This is a genomic window from Roseateles sp. P5_D6 (assembly GCF_054049415.1).
On the sequence record NZ_JBFUMK010000005.1, the window covers coordinates 284,191 to 301,291 of the forward strand.

The following is a 17,101-nucleotide window of genomic DNA, read 5'->3' on the forward strand; positions in this document are numbered from 1 at the left end:
CCAGGCGCCGCGCCAAGCAGTCCAATCCCGACCAAATCGAGCAGGCCACCGGATGGATCTCCACATCGTCATCGACCGCGACCAGCCGCTGGGCGAGCAGTTGCTGCGCCAGCTGCGCGGCCTGATCCGCAGCGGCCGGCTGGCCACCGGTGCCCAGCTGCCACCCACACGGCTGCTGGCCGAGCAACTGGGCCTGGCGCGCCAGACCGTGGCCGAGGCCTATGAGCGGCTGACGCTGGAGCAGCTCATCGAGGCGCGGCGCGGGCGCGGCAGCTTTGTGCGCGCGCTACCGGCGGCCGAGGCCGAACGGCCCGTGGCAACCACCGTGCGCCTCGCCAGCGCAGAACGCATCGCCGCCTTCCAGGCCCTGCCGGTGCCGCTGCTGCGCTTTGCCGACAACCCGCTGGCGCGCTGGGATTTCATCGGCGGCTCGCCCGAGCCCGCCCTCTTCCCGCACGAGGACTGGCGCCGCCATCTGCACGCGGCCCAGCGCCAGCTCGGCCAGGGCGGCGCGCATGCCCCGCCGGCCGGGCTGGCCGCGCTGCGCGAGGCGATTGCCGAACACCTGGCCTATGCCCGCGGCGTGCGCTGCTCGGCGGCGGACGTCATCGTCACCCAGGGTGCGCAACAAGCCTTTGACCTGCTCATTCGCGTGCTGGTCGGGCCCGGCGATGTGGCGGCCATAGAGTCGCCCGGCTACCCGCCCATCACCGGGCTGCTGCAGGCCCAGGGCGCGCGCATCGCCCCCGTGCCGGTGGACGAACAGGGGCTGGTGACCGACGCGCTGCCGCCCGACGCCAAGCTCGTCTACACGACGCCGGCCCATCAGTTCCCGCTCGGCGTGGCGATGAGCATGGAACGACGGCGTGCGCTGCTGGCCTGGGCGGCGCGCACGGGCGCCGTCGTCATCGAGGACGACTACGACAGCGAGTTCCGCTTCGAGGGCCAACCGCGCGACAGCCTGCAGGGGCTGGACACGGACGGCCGCGTGGCCTTCGTCGGCAGCTTCTCCAAGACGCTGGCGCCGTCGCTGCGGCTGGGCTATGTCATCGCACCGCCGGCCTTGCGCGACGCGCTGCTGCACGCCAAGCACCTGGCCGACGTGCACGGCCCCAGCCTGCTGCAGAACGTGCTGGCCCGCTTCATGGCCGAAGGCAACTACCGCAAGCATCTGCGCCGCTGCGTGGCCGAGTATGCACAGCGGCGCGAGCGGCTGATGGCGGGCTTTGCCGGGCCGCTGGCGCCATGGCTGACGCTGCTGCCCGCGGAGGCTGGCTTCCACCAGGCGGCGCTGTTCAAGCCGGGCGTTGCCATCGACGCACCGCAGCTCGCGGCGCTGGCCCGGCGCGTGGACGTGGGGCTGTATCCGCTGCAGGCGTTTGCGGCCGGGCGGGACGGCTTGCTGATGGGCTTTGGGCGCGTCACGCCCGATGGCATAGCCGAGGCACTGAGCCGCGTCGCCGAGCTGCTGACCTAGGCGGCCGGCAGTGTCAGACGCGCGATGCAGCCCGTGGGTGCCGCCGGCAGCAACTCGGCGCTGCCGCCGTGGCGCTCTGCAATCTCACGGGCTATGGCCAGTCCCAGGCCGCAACCCTCGCCATGGGCCGAGCCGCGCACGAAACGCTCGAAGGCGCGCCCGCGCAGCTCGGGCGTGAGGCCGGGGCCGTTGTCCTCGACGTCCAGCCACACGTCGTCACCCGCGCGGCGCAGCTTGACGGTGATGGCCGCGCCACGGCCGGCATAGCGCACCGCGTTGTCAATCAGGTTGACCAGGGCCTCTCGCAGCAGCAGCTCAACGCCCTGCACGCTCACGCCCGCGTTGACGATGTCCACACCCAGGTCGCAGCCGGCGGCCAGAGCACGCGGCACCCATTCGGCCGTGACCTCGTGTACCAGGCGGTCGCAGTCCACCGCCGCCCAGCCCTGGGTCGCCACGGCCACGGGCTCGGCGCGGGCCAGCACCAGCAGCTGTGACACCAGCCGCGCGCCACGCACGGCGCTCTCGTGCACGCGCTCCAGTCGCTGGTGCAGGGCCGGATCGCTGTTGGCCTCCAGCGCCAACTCGGTCTGGCTCTTCAGCCCCGCCAGCGGGGTGCGCAGCTGGTGGGCGGCATCGCTGATGAAGCGGCGCTGCGTGGCCAGGCTCTGCTGCACCTGGCCGAGCAGCTCGTTGACGGCGCCGGCCAGCGCGCTGACCTCGGGCGGCGCGGCGCGCAGCTGCACCGGGTCGAGCGCGTCGGCGCGCCGGCCTTCCACCTGCTGCTGCAGCTCGGCCAGCGGCTTCAGGCCCTTGCGGATGCCGGCCCAGACCACCATGCTCATCAATGCGATCAGCAGGGACAGCGGCAGGGCCGTGTCCAGCAGCATGCGCTGCGCCAGCAGCTCGCGCGGCGCGCTGGAGCGGGCGATCTGCACGCGCAGCGTCGAATCCGCCGTGCCGGCCGCGCCCAGATGCAGGTCCAGCGACACGACGCGCATGCGCTCAGGCACGGTGGCGTCGAAGAACACCGGCTCGTTCAGCGCTGGCGATCCTGGTGGCGGCGGCAGGCGTGCGTCGCCCAGCAGCAGCTGGCCCGGCGGCGAACTGACCATGTACATGACGCGGTCGTCGGGGTCGGCAGCGAGGATGTCCTGGGCCGAGCGCGGCAGGTCGACAAAGAGGCCACTGGCCGTGGGCCGGATCTGGCGCGCCAGCGCCCGGGCGGCCTGCAAGAGGCTGCTGTCGACCAGCTCGTCGGCATGCCTGCTGGCCAGGCGATAGGCGCCGAAAGCCGCCACCAGCCACAGCACGATCTGCGGCAGCAGCAGCCACAACAGCAGTTGCCGGTGCAGCGAGCGGCCGGCCGGTGAGTTCACGATGACGCGGTGGCTTCGAGCAGATAGCCCAGGCCGCGCACCGTGCGCACGGCCAGGCCCGAGCCTTCAAGCTTCTTGCGCAGGCGGTGGATGTAGACCTCGATGGAGCCGCCTTCATCGGCACCCCAGGCCTCGACGATCTGCGCCTTGGTGACGACGCGGTCGCGCTCGGTCAGCAGCAGGTCCAGCAGCGACCATTCGCGCGGGCTCAGCTCCAGTGGCTCGCCGCCGACGCTGGCGCGGCGCGCGGCGCGGTCCAGGCTCAGGCGGCGCACCTGCTGGGTCTGCGAGGCCGGGCGGCCACGGCGCAGCAGCGCGTGCAGGCGCGCCTCCAGCTCGGGGAAGTCGAAGGGCTTGGTCAGGTAGTCGTCGGCACCGGCCTGCAGGCCGGCGACGCGGTGCTCCAGCGCGTCCAGCGCCGTCAGCACGAGGATGGGCAGGGTGCGGCCGGCCTCGCGAACGCGCTTGAGCACGGTCAAGCCGTCCACCATGGGCAGGCCGAGGTCGAGGATGGCGATGTCGAAATCCTGCTTGCGCAACAGGTACTCGGCCACGGCGCCGTTCTCGGCCCACTCGACCTTGAACGAGGCGTTAAGCAACTGCTGCTGCAACGCGTCAGCCAGCAGGGCGTCGTCTTCGGCGAGCAGCAGGTTCATGGTTGGCAGACTTTAATGGCGTCGGCGCTAGTGGTTAATACGATATTAAGTTTATTAACTTTCGGTAATGATGCCGTGATGCTCCGCGCCTGCGTCCTTCTTGTCACGTCCCTGTTTGCCGCCGTGGCCCAGGCCGGGACGCCGACGGACGTCGTCCATTGGTGGATCTCGCCCGGCGAGACGGCCGCCAAGCAGGCCTTGGCCGAGGCCTACCGCGCGGCCGGCGGCCAGTGGCGCGAGCTGGCGGTGACGGCGTCGGAGCAGGCGCGCGCGGTCGTGCAGGAGCGCGTCGCCGCAGGCAACCCGCCGATGGCGGCGCAGTTCAACCCGTCCCTCGCCCTCGTGCGGCTGGCGCGCGAAGGCCGGTTGCAAGCCATCGACGACGTGGCTGCCCAGGGCCGCTGGGCCGAGGTGCTGCCTGCAGTGCTGCTGGACGCCGTGAAGGTGGACGGTCATGTCTACGCCGCCCCCGTCAGCATCCACATGCCGGTGTGGCTGTGGAGCTCCAAGGCGGCGCTGGCCAAAGCCGGCGTGAAGGCCGAGCCGCGCAGCATAGACGAGCTCTTCGCCACGCTGGACAAGCTGCAAGCCGCCGGGCTGATCCCGCTGGCCCACGGCGGGCAGTCCTGGCAGGACCTCAACCTCTTCATCGCGCTGCTGGCCAACCAGGGCGGACGCGACCTGTATCTGGCCGTGCTGCGTGACCGCGATGCCGCGGCCGTGCAGGGCGAGGCGCTGCGCCAGGTGCTGCTGAGCTACAAGAAGCTGCGCCGTTATGTGGACCCGGCCTCGCCCGGGCGCAGCTGGGCTGACACGACGGCCCTGCTCGTCAGCGGCCGCGCGGGGCTGCAGTTCATGGGCGACTGGGCCAAGGGCGAATTCGCCCAGGCCGGCCAGCAACCGGGCCGCGACTATGGCTGCACGCCGGGCTTAAGCCCGCGCTCGACCTACATCGTCAGCGGCGACGTGCTGGTCTTTCCCAAGGACAGGGACGGCAGCGCCCGGCCAGCCCAGGCCCTGCTGGCCCGCGTCGCCACTGCGCCCGCCACCCAACTCGCCTTCAGCGCCCGCAAGGGCTCGGTACCGGTGCGCACCGACCTCGACACCCGCACGCTGGACGTCTGCGCCCAGGCCGGCGCCGCGGCGCTGCGCGATGCCGGCCGGCTGGTCGGCAACACGGAATTGCTGCTCGCGCCGGCGCAGCTGACGGCGCTCGAACGCGCGGTCAGCGACTATTGGAACCGCGACATCCCCGTGCAGACGGTGCAACAGACCCTCGCCAGGGTCTTGCAGAACACAGACGACAACAGGAGACAGCCTTGACCCGCGTTCACATCCAGGACCTCAGCATCCGCTTCGGCAACCACGAGGTCATCAAGGGGCTGGACCTCGACGTCAACAGCGGCGAGTTCCTCGTGCTGCTGGGGCCCTCGGGCTGCGGCAAGTCGACGCTGCTGCACACCATCGCGGGGCTGAACCAGGTCAGCGGCGGCAGCATCCAGATCGGCGAGCAGGACATGACCCGCGCCGAGCCCAGCCAGCGCGGCGTCGGCATGGTGTTCCAGAGCTATGCGCTGTACCCGACGATGACCGTGAAGGAGAACCTCGCCTTCCCGCTGAAGATGGCCAAGACACCCAAGGCCGAGCTGGAAAAGCGCGTGGCCGCCGCGGCCGACATGCTGCAGCTGACCGCGCTGCTGGAGCGCCGGCCCGGCCAGCTCTCCGGCGGCCAGCGCCAGCGCGTGGCCATCGGCCGCGCGGTGGTGCGCGAGGCCAAGGTGCTGCTGCTGGACGAGCCCCTGTCCAACCTCGATGCCAAGCTGCGCACCGACCTGCGCCGCGAGCTCAAGCTGCTGCACAGCCGCCTGGGCAACACCATGATCTATGTGACCCACGACCAGGTGGAGGCCATGACGCTGGCCACGCGCATCGTCGTCATGCACCAGGGCGTCATCCAGCAGATCGGCACACCGGCCGAGGTCTACGAGAAGCCGAAGAACCTGCGCGTGGCGGGCTTCGTCGGCTCGCCGGCCATCAACCGCATCGAGGGTCAGGTGGGCGAAGGCGGCTTGTTCGTGTCGCCGGCGCTGAACCTGCCGCTGCCGGCGGCACTGGCCTCGCGCAAGCAGGGCGAGGTGCTGACGCTGGCCGTGCGGCCCGAGAACGTGAGTCTGGGCGCTGGACAGCCTTTCGCCGCCGAGATCCAGCTCGTTGAGCCGCTGGGCAACCAGCATGTGGTGTGGCTGAGCTGCGCCGGCTCGACCGTGTCTGCCGTGCTGCCAGGCCAGCCCGAGGTGGAGGACGGCGCCAAGGTCCGCTTCGGTTTCGATGCCACGAAGACGATGTGGTTCGATGCGGCAGGCGATCGGATCAATCTCTAACGCGTCGGAACCGAGAAGCGGTAATCCAGGCCCAAGGCCACGTTGTCGGCCTTGAACTGCCCGCCGCCGGCGCTGCGAGCCTCGATGCGCCCCACGCTCAGACTCAGGGCCAGTTGTTCGTCCAGCAGCCAGCGCACACCCGCGCTGGCCTTGGCAGCCTTGCCATGCACATTGGCGCCCGCCAGCACCTGGCCGAATGCCTGCCAGCGCTCGCCCGGTGAGACGAGCGTCTGCACGCCCAGGCCACCCAGGATTTCTGCATAACCCGGGTAGCCGAGATAGGCGTTGTAGGCCGCCGAAGCCTGCAGCGGCAGATACCAGCGCTGGCCAACGGGGATGTCGAGCTGCAGGCCCAGCATCTGCACTGAGGGGCGGTCGGTGTCCCGGTAGCTCAGGTGCAGGTCCGTCTGGTGCAGCACCGACAGGCGCAGGCCCTGCCAACGGGCCGGGCCGGGTGCCTCGGCGCTGCGGCCGGAACGCAAGTGGTGCGTCAGGCTCAGGCCCCAGGTCTGGTTGCGCGAGCTGCCTTTGGGTGCCGTCATGTATCCGACAGAGAGCGCCAGACCCAGGTCGCGCGTCAGCGAATACTCGGCGGCCAGCTTGGGATAGACCAGCAGGCCCGAACTGGTGTCGATCACGTCCGATGAATAACCGCCCGAGCCCAGGCCGAGCTGGCCGTACAGCGTGAAGTCGGGCGAGAGACGCCAACGCTGGCCCACACCGCCCAACAACTGGTTGTACAGGGGCAGGCCGCTGTAGCCCATGCCCAGGGCGGCGAACCAATAGCTGTCGGCGGCGAAGAAATGCACGTACTGCAGGTCGGCCAGCCGCACCGTGTTCCTGTTCGACCCCTGGGGATCCTGCTGCCGGTAGTTGTCCAGGGACAGCGTCAACATGTTCTCGCCCATCTCCGCGCCAGCACGGTGGTCGTCCACGGCCGGCAAGGGCTGGCCGTGGCCGGAGAACGGCCCAGTGAGGTAGCTGAAGGGCACCTCCAGCAGCAGGCTGGCCTGGGTACCGTCGATGATGGCCTGGCGGAACTTCAGGCGCGAGACCGTGGCGCCCAGCGTGAAGCCGCCGAAGTCATAGCCCAACCCTGCATAACCCTTGGCAAAGCCGCCGCTGCCCGACAGCAGCTTGCTGTGCTCGACGCTGCGCCCGCCGCCGCCGCCGCCGGCCGACAGGCCCGCCATCGCGAATACCGGCCCGGCCAACGGGCGCCTGAAGTGCAGGCCCAGGTCCGCGGCCACGAAGCCGCCATAGGCACCCCTGACAAGCGGCGCATAGAAGCCGCCGCCCACGTAGACGCCCTCAAGCACCTTCTGGTAGGCATGGAAACCGAGCAGGTCGATGGGCCGGTCGCCCGGCACCTTGACGGTCTGGTATTCGAGGGTCAGCAGCGCGTCATTGCGGCGCAGCTCGGTGGGCTCGGGCAGTTGGGCAGCGGCGCCTCCTGCGCACAGGCACAGGGTTAGGCAGAGCTTCGGGATGGGGCGGAGGTGGAACGGCGTGCAGGGCATGCGGTGGATCGGCGTCTGGACCGGTCGCAGTGTCGCCGCGGACGACGGTGCGAGCGCGGCGTCAGGGCAAGGCGCGTCTTTCGTACTCCTCGACGATCCTTTTCACGGCGCGTGAGCGAATCTGCTCCAGCTCGCCGCTGGCCGCCATGCCGCGCAGGGTTTCCTCGACCCGCGGCAGCAACTCCGCATGCCGCACATGCAGGAAGTGGTAGAGCGGGATGTGCTGCAGCGGCGGATCGAGCGGGTGCACTTCGCCTTGCAGCCCCAGCTGTTGAAGGATGAGCATGCCGCTCAGGCGGTCGTTGACGGCCACATCGATGCGCTCCGCGGCGACCATGCGCATGAGGGCTTCCATCGAAGGGACTGCCGTCACGCGGGCCATGCCCTGGGTTCCCGCCTCGGAGGAGCCCACGCCGCGCACGATGCCGACCTGGTAGGCCGCAATGGAGGGCCAGCCCTGGATCTTGAAATCGAGTTTCTTCACGAAGGCGGCCGGCTCGATGTAGTTGATCGAGGGCCGGACCGCCAGCAACGTCGGGTACTGCGCCTCGACGTTCAGGATGCGCTGGACCTCGCCATCAAGACGCCCCTCGCTGGACTCGAGCAGCGAGCGCAGGGCCGGCACGGCGACGAACTGCAGGTCGATGCCCAGCCGCGCATAGGCGACTTTGAGGATTTCGCTGCCTATGCGCTGATCGGGTACGCCATCCAGCCTGGCCAGCCGCAGCGTGGAGGGCAGCGCGCCCGCGGCGCCGGCATCCAACGCCATCGCAGCCAGGACGGTGCAAAGCATGCGCAGCGGCAGGCGGATGGCGACCACGGTTCCTCCTGGCGCGGCTGTTTCGCCGTGGCCGCCTGCGCAATGCGGCGGACGACCGGCACGATCGAAAAGCCGCCGCCATGCTACGCATCTTTGCAGCGCCCTGGCGCAAGAAACAGTTCGTCAGCGCCCAGGCGGCCGCTTCACTGCGACGGTGCCGAGGCCGCCTGCTCGGGCAGGGGCACCGCCCAGGCAAACCCTTCGACGCCCCGAGCGAAGGCGTCGGACAGCTCCTTGTAGGGGCTCTCCGGCGGCGCCTTCAACAGCACGATGAGGCGATAGCCCCCCTTCACGGCCACATAGCTGACGGCCCGCAGGTCGTTGGGCAGCTTGCCCTCGTAGCGTCCGCCTTCCACGCCGCCCACCAGCACCGGCTTGGCGGCATCGCGGGTCAGCTTCTTGTCGAAGGGGTTGCCGATCTTGACCGCGCCGTCCAGCGGGTCGTAGGGCTTGGCCGGATCGGGCTCGGCATAGTTCCACAAGACGATGAAGACGGCCCTGGGATCGTCGGTGCGCGAATAGACCGCCAGCCCCGTGGGCCTGCCGGCCTTGTCGGGCTTCTCCTCGCGATTGACCACTGACACGCCCTCGGGAGCGTTGAAGCTGCCGAAGGAGGTTTTCACTTCGACGGCATGGGCGACAGCCGTAGCGCAGAGCAGGCCGCCGGTCAGGGTCAGGGTCAGGACGCAAAGCAGACGACGCATGGTCAGTTCTCCTTGTAGATCCTGACCCAGTCCACCTTCATTTGTGCCGGCAGCGGCGTCGTGGCGTCCGGCGCGCCAGGCCAGTCGCCGCCGACGGCAAGGTTGAGGATGACGAAGAAGGGCTTCTCGAACACCCAGGTGCCGCCAGCGGGCAGCAGCGCGGGCGTGAGGCGGTGATAGTCGACGCCGTCGACCTGCCAGACGATCTCGTTGGGCCGCTTGATGATCGTGTAGGTGTGGAAGTCATCCGCGACCGGCTTGCCGAAGTCGTAGGGCTTGCCAATGCCCTGGGCGCCCGAGTAGCCGGGGCCATGCAGAGTGCCGTAGGTGGTGTTTGGCGTCTTGCCGATGAATTCCATGATGTCGATCTCGCCGGACTTCGGCCAGCCGGCCGTCGCGAGGTCGGTGCCCAGGGCCCAGAAGGCCGGCCAGATGCCTTGGCCGGACGGCAGCTTCATGCGCGCCTCGACCTTGCCGTAGGTGAAGCCGACCTTGCCATTGGTGTGGATGCGCGCCGACGTGTAGTCACAAGGCTTGGCGTTCCAGCAGGGGCCGGCGTTGCTGGCCTTCTCGGCCGTGATGACGAGCATGCCGCTGCCGTCCATCTGCGCGTTGCGGGCGTTGGACGTGTAGTACTGAAACTCGTGGTTGCCCCAGCCGCTGTTCTCGGCGTTGCCGATGTCGTAGTTCCAGTTGGCGGCCTTGGGCACGGTGCCGGCGGCAGCGTCGAACTCGTCGCTCCAGACCAGGGTCCAGCTGTTGGATGGCGCTGGGGCCGGCGCGGGGGTGGGCGCGGGGGCCGGCGCAGCAGTGGCCGAACCGCCACCACCGCCGCAGGCTGTCAGCACGAAGGCGATGGCCGGCAGCACATGGCGCCAGGGGCTGGGAGCGGGAGTGATGTGTTTCATGTTTGTCTCCGTAGTTGTCGTGTCAGGCGTCGTGCCTTCCCAAGGGGCGCCGCGGAACTGGCTTTGCCAGGCCGCTGGCGACGCCCCCTTGAGGGGCCGGCGCAGCCGGTAGGGGGTGGGCCTATCCCCGCCAATCGCGCAGGAAGTCGCGGTACCACTCGGCGCTGGCCTTGGGCGTGCGGGCTTGCGTCTCGTAGTCGACGTGCACGATACCGAAGCGCTTCAGGTAACCGCTGGCCCATTCGAAGTTGTCCATCAGGCTCCAGACCATGTAGCCGGCCATGGGCACCCCCTGCCGCATGGCGCTGGCTACCGCCGCGATGTGATCGCGCAGGTAGGCAATGCGGTCGTCGTCCTGCACGCGGCCGCCCACCAGGGTCTCGTCCTTGAAGGCACCGCCGTTCTCGGTCACGTAGACGGGCGGCAGGCCGGGGTAGTCGCGGTGCAGCAGCACGAGCAGGTCGGTCAGGCCGTCGGCATAGATCTCCCAGCCCATGTCCGACACCGGCAGGCCGCGCTCCTCGGGCTTCCAGTCCGCGCCGCTCGCCGACACGACGGTACGGGTGTAGTAGTTGACGCCGAGGTAGTCCATCGGCTGGGCAATTGCCGCCATGTCGCCGGCATGCACAACCGGGGTGTCGTCGCCCAGCTCGGCCATCACCTCATCGGGATAGCTGCCCTTGAACAGCGGGTCGGCATACCAGCGGCGGCTGCGGGCGTCGGCCATGGCCGCGGCGGCGATGTCCTCGGGCATGGCGGTGGCCGGCACGGTGGACGACAGGTTGAGCACGATGCCGAGCTGGCTCCTGGCGCCGTCGGCCCGCAGCGCCTGCAGGGCCAGGCCGTGGCTGAGCAGCAGGTGGTGGCAGACCTGGATGGCTGTTCTGCGGCTCTTGATGCCGGGCGCGAAGTTGCCCTGCTCATTGCCCAGCACGGCGACGACCCAGGGCTCGTTGTGCGTGGTGATGCCGTCGACGCGGTCGCCGATGCGGGCCTGCACATGGCGGGCGTAGTCGACGAAGCGGTGCACCGTATCGCGGTCGTTCCAGCCGCCGCGGTCCTGCAGGCCCTGCGGCAGGTCCCAATGGTTCAGCGTCGCGAAGGCCTGGATGCCGCGTTGTTTAAGGCCATCCACCAAACGCTCGTAGAAGTCCAGGCCCTTGGGGTTGAACTCACCATAACCGTTGGCCTGCACACGCGGCCAGGCGATGGAGAAGCGGTAGCAGTTGACGCCCAGCGAGGCAATCAGATCGAGGTCTTCGTCGAGGCGGTTGAAGTGGTCGCATGCCACTTCGCCGTTGCTGGCGTCGGCGATCGCGCCGGGCTGCTTGCAAAAGCGGTCCCAGATGGACTCGCCCTTGCCGTCCGCGTGGGCGGCGCCTTCGATCTGGAAGCTGCTGGTGGCGACGCCCCACACAAAGTTGGGCGGAAATTGCTGGTGCAGAGGGCGGTGCAGAGGATTCATGGACTGTTCTTATTTGACGGCGCCCGCCGTGAGGCCGGCGATGAGCTGGCGCGACGAGATGACGAAGAGGACGAGCAGGGGCAACGTCGCAATGGCGGAGCCGGCCATCAGGGCGCCCCATTCGGTGCTCGTGGTGCTGAAAAGGCTGCGCAGGGCCAGCGGCAGCGTGTAGTTCTCGGCGGTGCGCATGACGATCAGCGGGTTCATGAAGTTGTTCCATGAACTGATGAAGGTGATGAGGCCGAGCGTGCCCAGCGCCGGCTTCATCAGCGGCAGCGCGATGCGCCAATAGATGCCCACCTCGCTGCAGCCGTCGATGCGCGCGGCGTTGATCAGCTCGTGCGGCACCGTGGACGCGGCGAACTGGCGCATCAGGAAGATGCCGAAGGCGCTGGCCGCTCCCGGCAGGTACAGGGCCCGGTGGGTGTCTATCCAGCCCAGGGTGTCCATGACCATGAAGGTCGGAATCATGTTCATGAAGGCCGGCACCATCATGGTTCCCATGACGAGGGCGAACAGGGCCTTCTTGAAACGGAACTCCAGCATCGCGAAGGCATAGCCGGCCATGGAGCAGAACAGCAGGGTCAGCGCCGTGGACATGAGGCCGACGTAGAGGCTCCAGCCGACGTTCTTCCAGAACGGCAGCCGTGTGGTGAGCACGGCGATGTTGTTGAGCAGCTCGGTACTGAAGAACAACGGCGGCGGCACGTTGAAGATGTCGGTGCGCGACTGGGTCGCGAACACGAACATGAAATAGAACGGCGCCAGCATGATCAGCGCACCAGCGCCGACGATGGCGTAGGCCGCGTACTTCGGAACCCTCTTCATGCCTGCACCCGCCTGTCCGCAAAGGCCTTGTTGGTCAGCCAGGTCAGCAGCGCGATGACGCCGAACATGATCCAGGCCAGCGCACTGGCGCCGCCGAAGTCGCTGAAGTCGAAGGCCTCGCGGTAGAGGTACATGGCCACCGTCATGGCCTGCTGGTCGGCACCGCCCTTGCCATTGGTCAGGATGAAGGGCTCCTCGAACAGCTGCAGCCCGCCGATCAGGGACAGGGTGACGCCGAACAGGATCATGGGCTTGAGGCTGGGCAGGGTGATGCGCCAGAACTGCTGCCAGGCGTTGGCGCCGTCGAGCTTGGCGGCCTGGTAAAGGTCGTTCGGGATGGTCTGCAGCGCGGCGAGATACAGCACCAGGTTGAAGCCGACGTAGCGCCAGAACACGACGAGGGCGATGGCTGGCTTGATGGCCTCGGGGGAGCGCATCCAGTTGATGTTCTCCATGCCGAACAGCGCATGCAGGGCCTGGTTGATCAGCCCGTAGTCGTTCGAGAACAGCGAACCGAACAGCATCGCGATGGCGACCGTGGATGTGATGTAGGGCAGAAAGTAGGCACCCGAGAACAGGCCGCGCCAACGCCCGAAGGCCTGGTGCAGGAAGACGGCCAGCGGCAACGCCACAAGATGCTGCGGCGCGCCGGAGGCGAAGGCCAGCCACAACGTGTTGCGCAGCGCCTTCCAGAACCAGCCGTCGGTCAACGCGAAGATGAAGTTGTCGAGGCCGACAAACTTCATCGAGTCGATGCCGCTGGTCGGCTCCCAGGACTGGAAGGCCAGCCAGGCCGAGAACAGCAGCGGGAACAGGCCGAACACGGCGAACAGGATCAGGAAGGGGCTGACCAGGAGGTAGGGCGTCCAGGAGGCAGGGATGCGCATGAGGTCAGCGCTCCGCGAGCTGTTGGAGGTTGATGCCGATGGCCATGCCGGGACGTCGCCCCGGCGGGCGACCTTCTTTCTGAGCGACCAGAAAGAAGGCAAAGAGTCGCCCCCGAACCGCCCGGCCCTTAGCTTCGCAGCGGGCTGCCCTGCGTGCCTTGCCGCTTGCAAGCGGCAAGTCCTTCGTCAGGCGTCGCACAGCACGCAGGTGCTGTGCTCGGTCCTGCCTCAGTGCGTCGGACTTCAAGCCCTCGCGCCGAACTCGCGCCGCTACGCTCTGCTCAAACAAGCGTCGCGAGTCAGTTCTTGAGGTTCGCTGCGCGAACGGGCTTGAAGTCCTGCGCTCCTCGGCGGCCTCAAAGGGGGTGTGATTGAACAGCCCAGTGGCAGCCCGATTTCGGGTTTGGCTGTTGTGGCTGTTCGGGGCCTCCCCTTCTAAACCGCCGAGAAGCGCAGGAGCCCGAGGCGCGAGCGCAGCTCGCATCAACTTCTGACTTCGCGCCCCTTTGTTTGAACGGAGCGTAGCGAAGTGAGTTGGGCGCGGCCCCGGGCTTCGAGCATCGCAGGGGACCCCGACAGGGGCGGTTTCGCAGGGGAGAGCTTTTTGCCTACTTTTTGGCGGCGCAAAAAGTAGGTCGGCCGCCGGGACGAAATCCCGGCTGGGCTTGGCCAAAACACCCCGGTTCGAACGAGCAACCATCACCGATTCGCCCTGTGCACCAACAGCGCCTGAGCATCCTCCAATGCCTGGTGGATGGGCTTGCCGTACTCGAGCACGTTGTCGAGCTCGGCGTTGATGACCTCGTCGGCGAACTTGTGCTGCTTGTGCATCTTGACGACGGGGATGCGCCGCGCGGCGTCGCGCCACAGCAGGCGTGCGTGCTGGCCGCCCAGGAAGGGTACCGGCTGGTCGAAAAAGGCGTCCTGCTGCGCATCCAGCAGGGCCGGGAAGGCGTCTTGCGACTTGAAGGCCTCGAGCTGGCGCTGGCGGTCCAGCGTCAGCTCCTGGATCAGTTGCCAGGCGAGCTGCTTGCGCTCGGGCGCCGAGCGGCGCGGGATGGCGTAGTAGGTGCCGCCGTAGGAGCAGTAGGTGTTCTCGGGCAGCTGCGCGATACGCCATTTTCCGGCGGTGTTGGGCGCGACCCAGTTGGCCATCTGGCCGGCCATCCAGCCGCCCGACAGCTCGGTGGCCAGGCGGCCGCGCTTGAGCATCTCGGCCCAGTCGTTGAACCAGACCTCGACGCGCGCGTCGAGCTTCTGCCGGCGCACCTTCTGCGCCAGCTCGAAGGCTCGCACGAAGCGCGGCGACGTGATCTGCGCCCGACCCTGGTTGTCGAAGAACTGACCTTCGCCTGGCGGCGTGCCGCCGCGCACGATGATGTCCTTGAGCAGGCGCACGTCGCCGATCAGATAGGCGCCGGTCTTGGCCTTGAGCTGCAGGCCGGCGTCAACGTAAGACTCCCAGGACTGCGTCAGGTCGGCTTCCTTCAACCCGGCCTGAGCGAGCAGGTCGGTGCGATAGAACAGCGAGCCCGGGCCGATGTCGGTCGGCAGCGCGACGATGGCGCCCTCGCGGTTGCGCGCCGTCTCGATGGCGAAGGACACGAAGCGGTCCTTGAAGCGCTCGGCGCCAAAGGCCGGCGCCGACAAATCCTCCAGCCCCGTGCCCAGCGAGAAGCGACCGAGGTAGCTCGTCTCCAGCGCGATGACGTCGGGCAAGTGGCCGGAGGTCGATAGCGCTGTCGTCATCGCCGTGTGGTGGTCGTCGTACTGGCGGCTGATGACCTCGGTGCGGATCTCGGGGTGACGCTGGTTCCAGCCCTTGAGCACATCCTTGGCGATGACGTCGACCAGTGGGAATGCGGCCACGGTCAGTGGCGACTGCTCCTTGGCGTGGCTCAGGCCGGCAGCGCCGCCAAGTGCGGCCGCGAGCAGGTGGCGACGGGGGAAGGAATGGGAGCCGGACATGGTTTGAAAGCGCTTTCAAGATTGTGCTTCGAGCGGGTGCAACGCCCCAGCAGCACAAACCCTAGGGCAACTTCAGACGAAGGCTCCCAACCCGAGACAGCAACGTTTTGTCACCCGAACCCCGGGTTTCCACCGGTGACGCCGAAATCACTGGTGGCAAAGTGGTATTCAAGAGGTGGTAGCAGTCGCAAACTGGATGCATACCAGTTAGAACCAGCTCCAAAGAGCCTGCACGGAGAGGCAGGCCAGCCGCCGGAGAGCCCCGTTGGGACTCTCCTTTTCAACGAGACCTTGGCACAACAGGAACGTCTCTCATGAAGCAGCCCTCTACCGGCATCCCGATGCAGCAACTGCGTCGCCTTGCCGCCATCACCGCCACCGCCTTCGCACTTGGCGCCAGCGCCACCGCGGCCCTGGCCCAGACCTATCCCGCCTGGGCCCCCGACGTCTACTACACGGCCGGCACCGTCGTGACCTACCAGGGCCACAACTACCGTGCCTTGGTCAATCAGACCGACTACTCATCCACCGGCTGGAACCCGACCAATACCTCGCTGTGGACGGACATCGGCCCCGCCTCCGGCCCGGCGCCGTCGCCTGCGCCCACGCCCGCCCCGACACCTGCGCCGACGCCCGCCCCCACGCCGGCTCCATCACCCGCACCTAGCCCCGCCCCGGCGCCCACGGGCACCTGCGCGCCGGTCTGGGCCGCCGCCACCGCCTACAGCGGCGGCGCYATCGCCAGCAAGGGCACGACCAACTACAAGGCCAACTGGTGGACCCAGGGCAATGACCCGGCCACCAACAACGGCCCGGTCGGCAGCGGCCAACCCTGGACGTCGCAAGGCGCCTGCACGACCGGCCCAGCGCCTAGCCCGAGCCCGTCGCCGAGTCCCTCGCCCAGCCCGGCCCCCTCGCCTGCCCCGGCGCCCGGCCTGAGCGATCCGAACGCCAAGTCCGCCAACCAGAACGGCCGCGCCTACACCGTCTACTACCCGAGCTGGAGCGACAACTGGTTCGATGCCACTGGCATGACCATGAACCAGGTCTTTGTTGCCAGCAACTTCGCGCGCATCCCGGCCAACTACACCCACGTGGTGGCGGCCTTTGCCCAGCCCAACTTCTCGTGGGGCGGCATGGCGGCCAACAACTGGTCGGGTACCGGCATCAACTTCAACGGCCGGCCCTCGGACATCAAGGCCGCCATCGATGTCCTGCACGCCCGCAACATCAAGGTCATCCTGGCCGTGGGCGGCGCGACGTACAACAGCTGGGGCACCTTGTCGGCTGAAGGCCATGCGGGCAGCGGCCCGACCATCACGGCCCTGTCCAACCTGATGAAGGACGTCGGCTTCGACGGCCTGGACGTGGACTACGAGGTCGACGGCATCACCACCGACGCCTACGCCGGTGCGGTGAAGGCCATGCGCAAGGCGGTGGACCTGGCCGGCGGCGGCCGCATCCTGACGGTGGCCGCCTGGTCGTCCGGCTCGGACTGCACCGCCTCCACAGGCAGCGACGCGCAGTGCAACGGCGTGGGCACCAGCTACTGGGGCGGCAAGGCCGGCGGCGAGCGCCTGCTCGTCAACGCCTATCCGGCGCTGAAGACGGCGTTCAACATCGTCAACATCATGACCTACGACGCGCGCTTCGAGCACTTCGACGGTGTGACGGCCTGGAAGCAGTACCGCCAGCTCTTCCCGGCCAGCACCATCGTGTCCATCGGCTTCGAGACGGCGCCGGAAGGCTGGTCCGGCGCGCAGTTGGTGGTCAACAACGCCGACGCGCAGTGCACGGGCTCCGTCATCCTGCAGAACAGCTATGGCGTCAACATCAACCAGGCCTACTCGGTGGAGCGCTATCTGAACGCGGTGACGACCAGCACGCTGGCCAACAAGAACCCGCGTGACGGCGCCATGCTGTGGCAGGCCCTGAAAACGGCGAGCGGCAGCTGCGGCAGCGCGGCGCTGGCCTCGCCGGGTTCCATCGGCAAGAAGGCCGCCGGCCTGCTCAATCTCGTCGACGACCCGGCGCTGCAGAACGCGCCCTGGAAGTAAGCAGCTCCGCTGAGCTGAATCGCCGCCGCACCGGTCTGCCGGGCGGCGGCC

General features: G+C 68.3%; 14 protein-coding genes. 4 read left to right on the forward strand and 10 right to left on the reverse strand.

Annotated elements, in window-relative coordinates:
* Nucleotides 1–52: 52 nt before the first annotated feature.
* On the forward strand, nt 53–1,477 hold the full coding sequence (pdxR, locus tag ACXJKM_RS09050) for a MocR-like pyridoxine biosynthesis transcription factor PdxR (protein WP_457351772.1): 1,425 nt from the start codon (nt 53–55) through the stop codon (nt 1,475–1,477).
* Here the strand turns inward: pdxR and ACXJKM_RS09055 are convergent.
* Nucleotides 1,474–2,856: a sensor histidine kinase gene (locus ACXJKM_RS09055; RefSeq protein WP_457351774.1), complete on the reverse strand. Its 1,383-nt coding sequence runs from the start codon at nt 2,854–2,856 to the stop codon at nt 1,474–1,476. The genes pdxR and ACXJKM_RS09055 overlap by 4 nt on opposite strands.
* The gene (locus ACXJKM_RS09060; protein ID WP_457351776.1) at nt 2,853–3,512 is read right to left on the reverse strand and encodes a response regulator transcription factor; all 660 of its coding nucleotides are present in this window, start codon (nt 3,510–3,512) and stop codon (nt 2,853–2,855) included. Before ACXJKM_RS09060 ends, ACXJKM_RS09055 begins: the two co-directional genes overlap by 4 nt.
* Nucleotides 3,513–3,590: 78 nt before the next feature.
* Between ACXJKM_RS09060 and ACXJKM_RS09065 the strand changes: the two genes are divergently transcribed.
* Both ACXJKM_RS09065 and ACXJKM_RS09070 read left to right on the forward strand, forming a co-directional pair.
* Nucleotides 3,591–4,835, forward strand: a complete 1,245-nt coding sequence (locus ACXJKM_RS09065) for an ABC transporter substrate-binding protein (RefSeq protein WP_457351778.1) — start codon at nt 3,591–3,593, stop codon at nt 4,833–4,835.
* Nucleotides 4,832–5,893: an ABC transporter ATP-binding protein gene (locus ACXJKM_RS09070; RefSeq protein ID WP_457351780.1), complete on the forward strand. Its 1,062-nt coding sequence runs from the start codon at nt 4,832–4,834 to the stop codon at nt 5,891–5,893. Before ACXJKM_RS09065 ends, ACXJKM_RS09070 begins: the two co-directional genes overlap by 4 nt.
* Here the strand turns inward: ACXJKM_RS09070 and ACXJKM_RS09075 are convergent.
* From ACXJKM_RS09075 to ACXJKM_RS09110, 8 genes are all read right to left on the reverse strand, one after another.
* Nucleotides 5,890–7,413, reverse strand: coding sequence for a hypothetical protein (locus ACXJKM_RS09075; protein WP_457351782.1), 1,524 nt, complete (start codon nt 7,411–7,413; stop codon nt 5,890–5,892). The genes ACXJKM_RS09070 and ACXJKM_RS09075 overlap by 4 nt on opposite strands.
* A 61-nt stretch (nt 7,414–7,474) precedes the next feature.
* On the reverse strand, nt 7,475–8,233 hold the full coding sequence (locus ACXJKM_RS09080) for a substrate-binding periplasmic protein (RefSeq protein ID WP_457351784.1): 759 nt from the start codon (nt 8,231–8,233) through the stop codon (nt 7,475–7,477).
* 143 nt (nt 8,234–8,376) lie between these two features.
* Nucleotides 8,377–8,937: a hypothetical protein gene (locus tag ACXJKM_RS09085; RefSeq protein WP_457351785.1), complete on the reverse strand. Its 561-nt coding sequence runs from the start codon at nt 8,935–8,937 to the stop codon at nt 8,377–8,379.
* Between the two features lie 2 nt (nt 8,938–8,939).
* Nucleotides 8,940–9,845 (reverse strand): glycoside hydrolase family 16 protein, encoded by a 906-nt coding sequence (locus tag ACXJKM_RS09090; RefSeq protein WP_457351787.1) that lies wholly within the window; start codon nt 9,843–9,845, stop codon nt 8,940–8,942.
* Between the two features lie 121 nt (nt 9,846–9,966).
* A complete protein-coding gene (locus ACXJKM_RS09095; RefSeq protein WP_457351789.1) occupies nt 9,967–11,310 on the reverse strand; it encodes a GH1 family beta-glucosidase in 1,344 nt (447 codons plus the stop codon).
* A gap of 9 nt (nt 11,311–11,319) precedes the next feature.
* A complete protein-coding gene (locus ACXJKM_RS09100) occupies nt 11,320–12,138 on the reverse strand; it encodes a carbohydrate ABC transporter permease (protein ID WP_457351791.1) in 819 nt (272 codons plus the stop codon).
* Nucleotides 12,135–13,025, reverse strand: coding sequence for a carbohydrate ABC transporter permease (locus tag ACXJKM_RS09105; protein ID WP_457351793.1), 891 nt, complete (start codon nt 13,023–13,025; stop codon nt 12,135–12,137). Before ACXJKM_RS09105 ends, ACXJKM_RS09100 begins: the two co-directional genes overlap by 4 nt.
* Nucleotides 13,026–13,724: 699 nt before the next feature.
* On the reverse strand, nt 13,725–14,993 hold the full coding sequence (locus tag ACXJKM_RS09110; protein ID WP_457351794.1) for an ABC transporter substrate-binding protein: 1,269 nt from the start codon (nt 14,991–14,993) through the stop codon (nt 13,725–13,727).
* A gap of 314 nt (nt 14,994–15,307) precedes the next feature.
* On the opposite strand from ACXJKM_RS09110, the gene ACXJKM_RS09115 reads away from it, so the two are divergent.
* Complete coding sequence (locus tag ACXJKM_RS09115; protein WP_457351796.1) at nt 15,308–17,050, forward strand: glycosyl hydrolase family 18 protein; 1,743 nt, start codon at nt 15,308–15,310, stop codon at nt 17,048–17,050.
* Nucleotides 17,051–17,101: the final 51 nt, after the last annotated feature.

Coding starts and splice junctions, on each gene's coding strand:
- ACXJKM_RS09085 (WP_457351785.1), bottom strand. CDS start 8,937: ATGCGTCGTCTGCTTTGCGTCCTGACCCTGACCCTGACCGGCGGCCTG.
- ACXJKM_RS09095 (WP_457351789.1), bottom strand. CDS start 11,310: ATGAATCCTCTGCACCGCCCTCTGCACCAGCAATTTCCGCCCAACTTT.
- pdxR (WP_457351772.1), top strand. CDS start 53: ATGGATCTCCACATCGTCATCGACCGCGACCAGCCGCTGGGCGAGCAG.
- ACXJKM_RS09060 (WP_457351776.1), bottom strand. CDS start 3,512: ATGAACCTGCTGCTCGCCGAAGACGACGCCCTGCTGGCTGACGCGTTG.
- ACXJKM_RS09090 (WP_457351787.1), bottom strand. CDS start 9,845: ATGAAACACATCACTCCCGCTCCCAGCCCCTGGCGCCATGTGCTGCCG.
- ACXJKM_RS09075 (WP_457351782.1), bottom strand. CDS start 7,413: ATGCCCTGCACGCCGTTCCACCTCCGCCCCATCCCGAAGCTCTGCCTA.
- ACXJKM_RS09105 (WP_457351793.1), bottom strand. CDS start 13,025: ATGCGCATCCCTGCCTCCTGGACGCCCTACCTCCTGGTCAGCCCCTTC.
- ACXJKM_RS09110 (WP_457351794.1), bottom strand. CDS start 14,993: ATGTCCGGCTCCCATTCCTTCCCCCGTCGCCACCTGCTCGCGGCCGCA.
- ACXJKM_RS09065 (WP_457351778.1), top strand. CDS start 3,591: ATGCTCCGCGCCTGCGTCCTTCTTGTCACGTCCCTGTTTGCCGCCGTG.
- ACXJKM_RS09100 (WP_457351791.1), bottom strand. CDS start 12,138: ATGAAGAGGGTTCCGAAGTACGCGGCCTACGCCATCGTCGGCGCTGGT.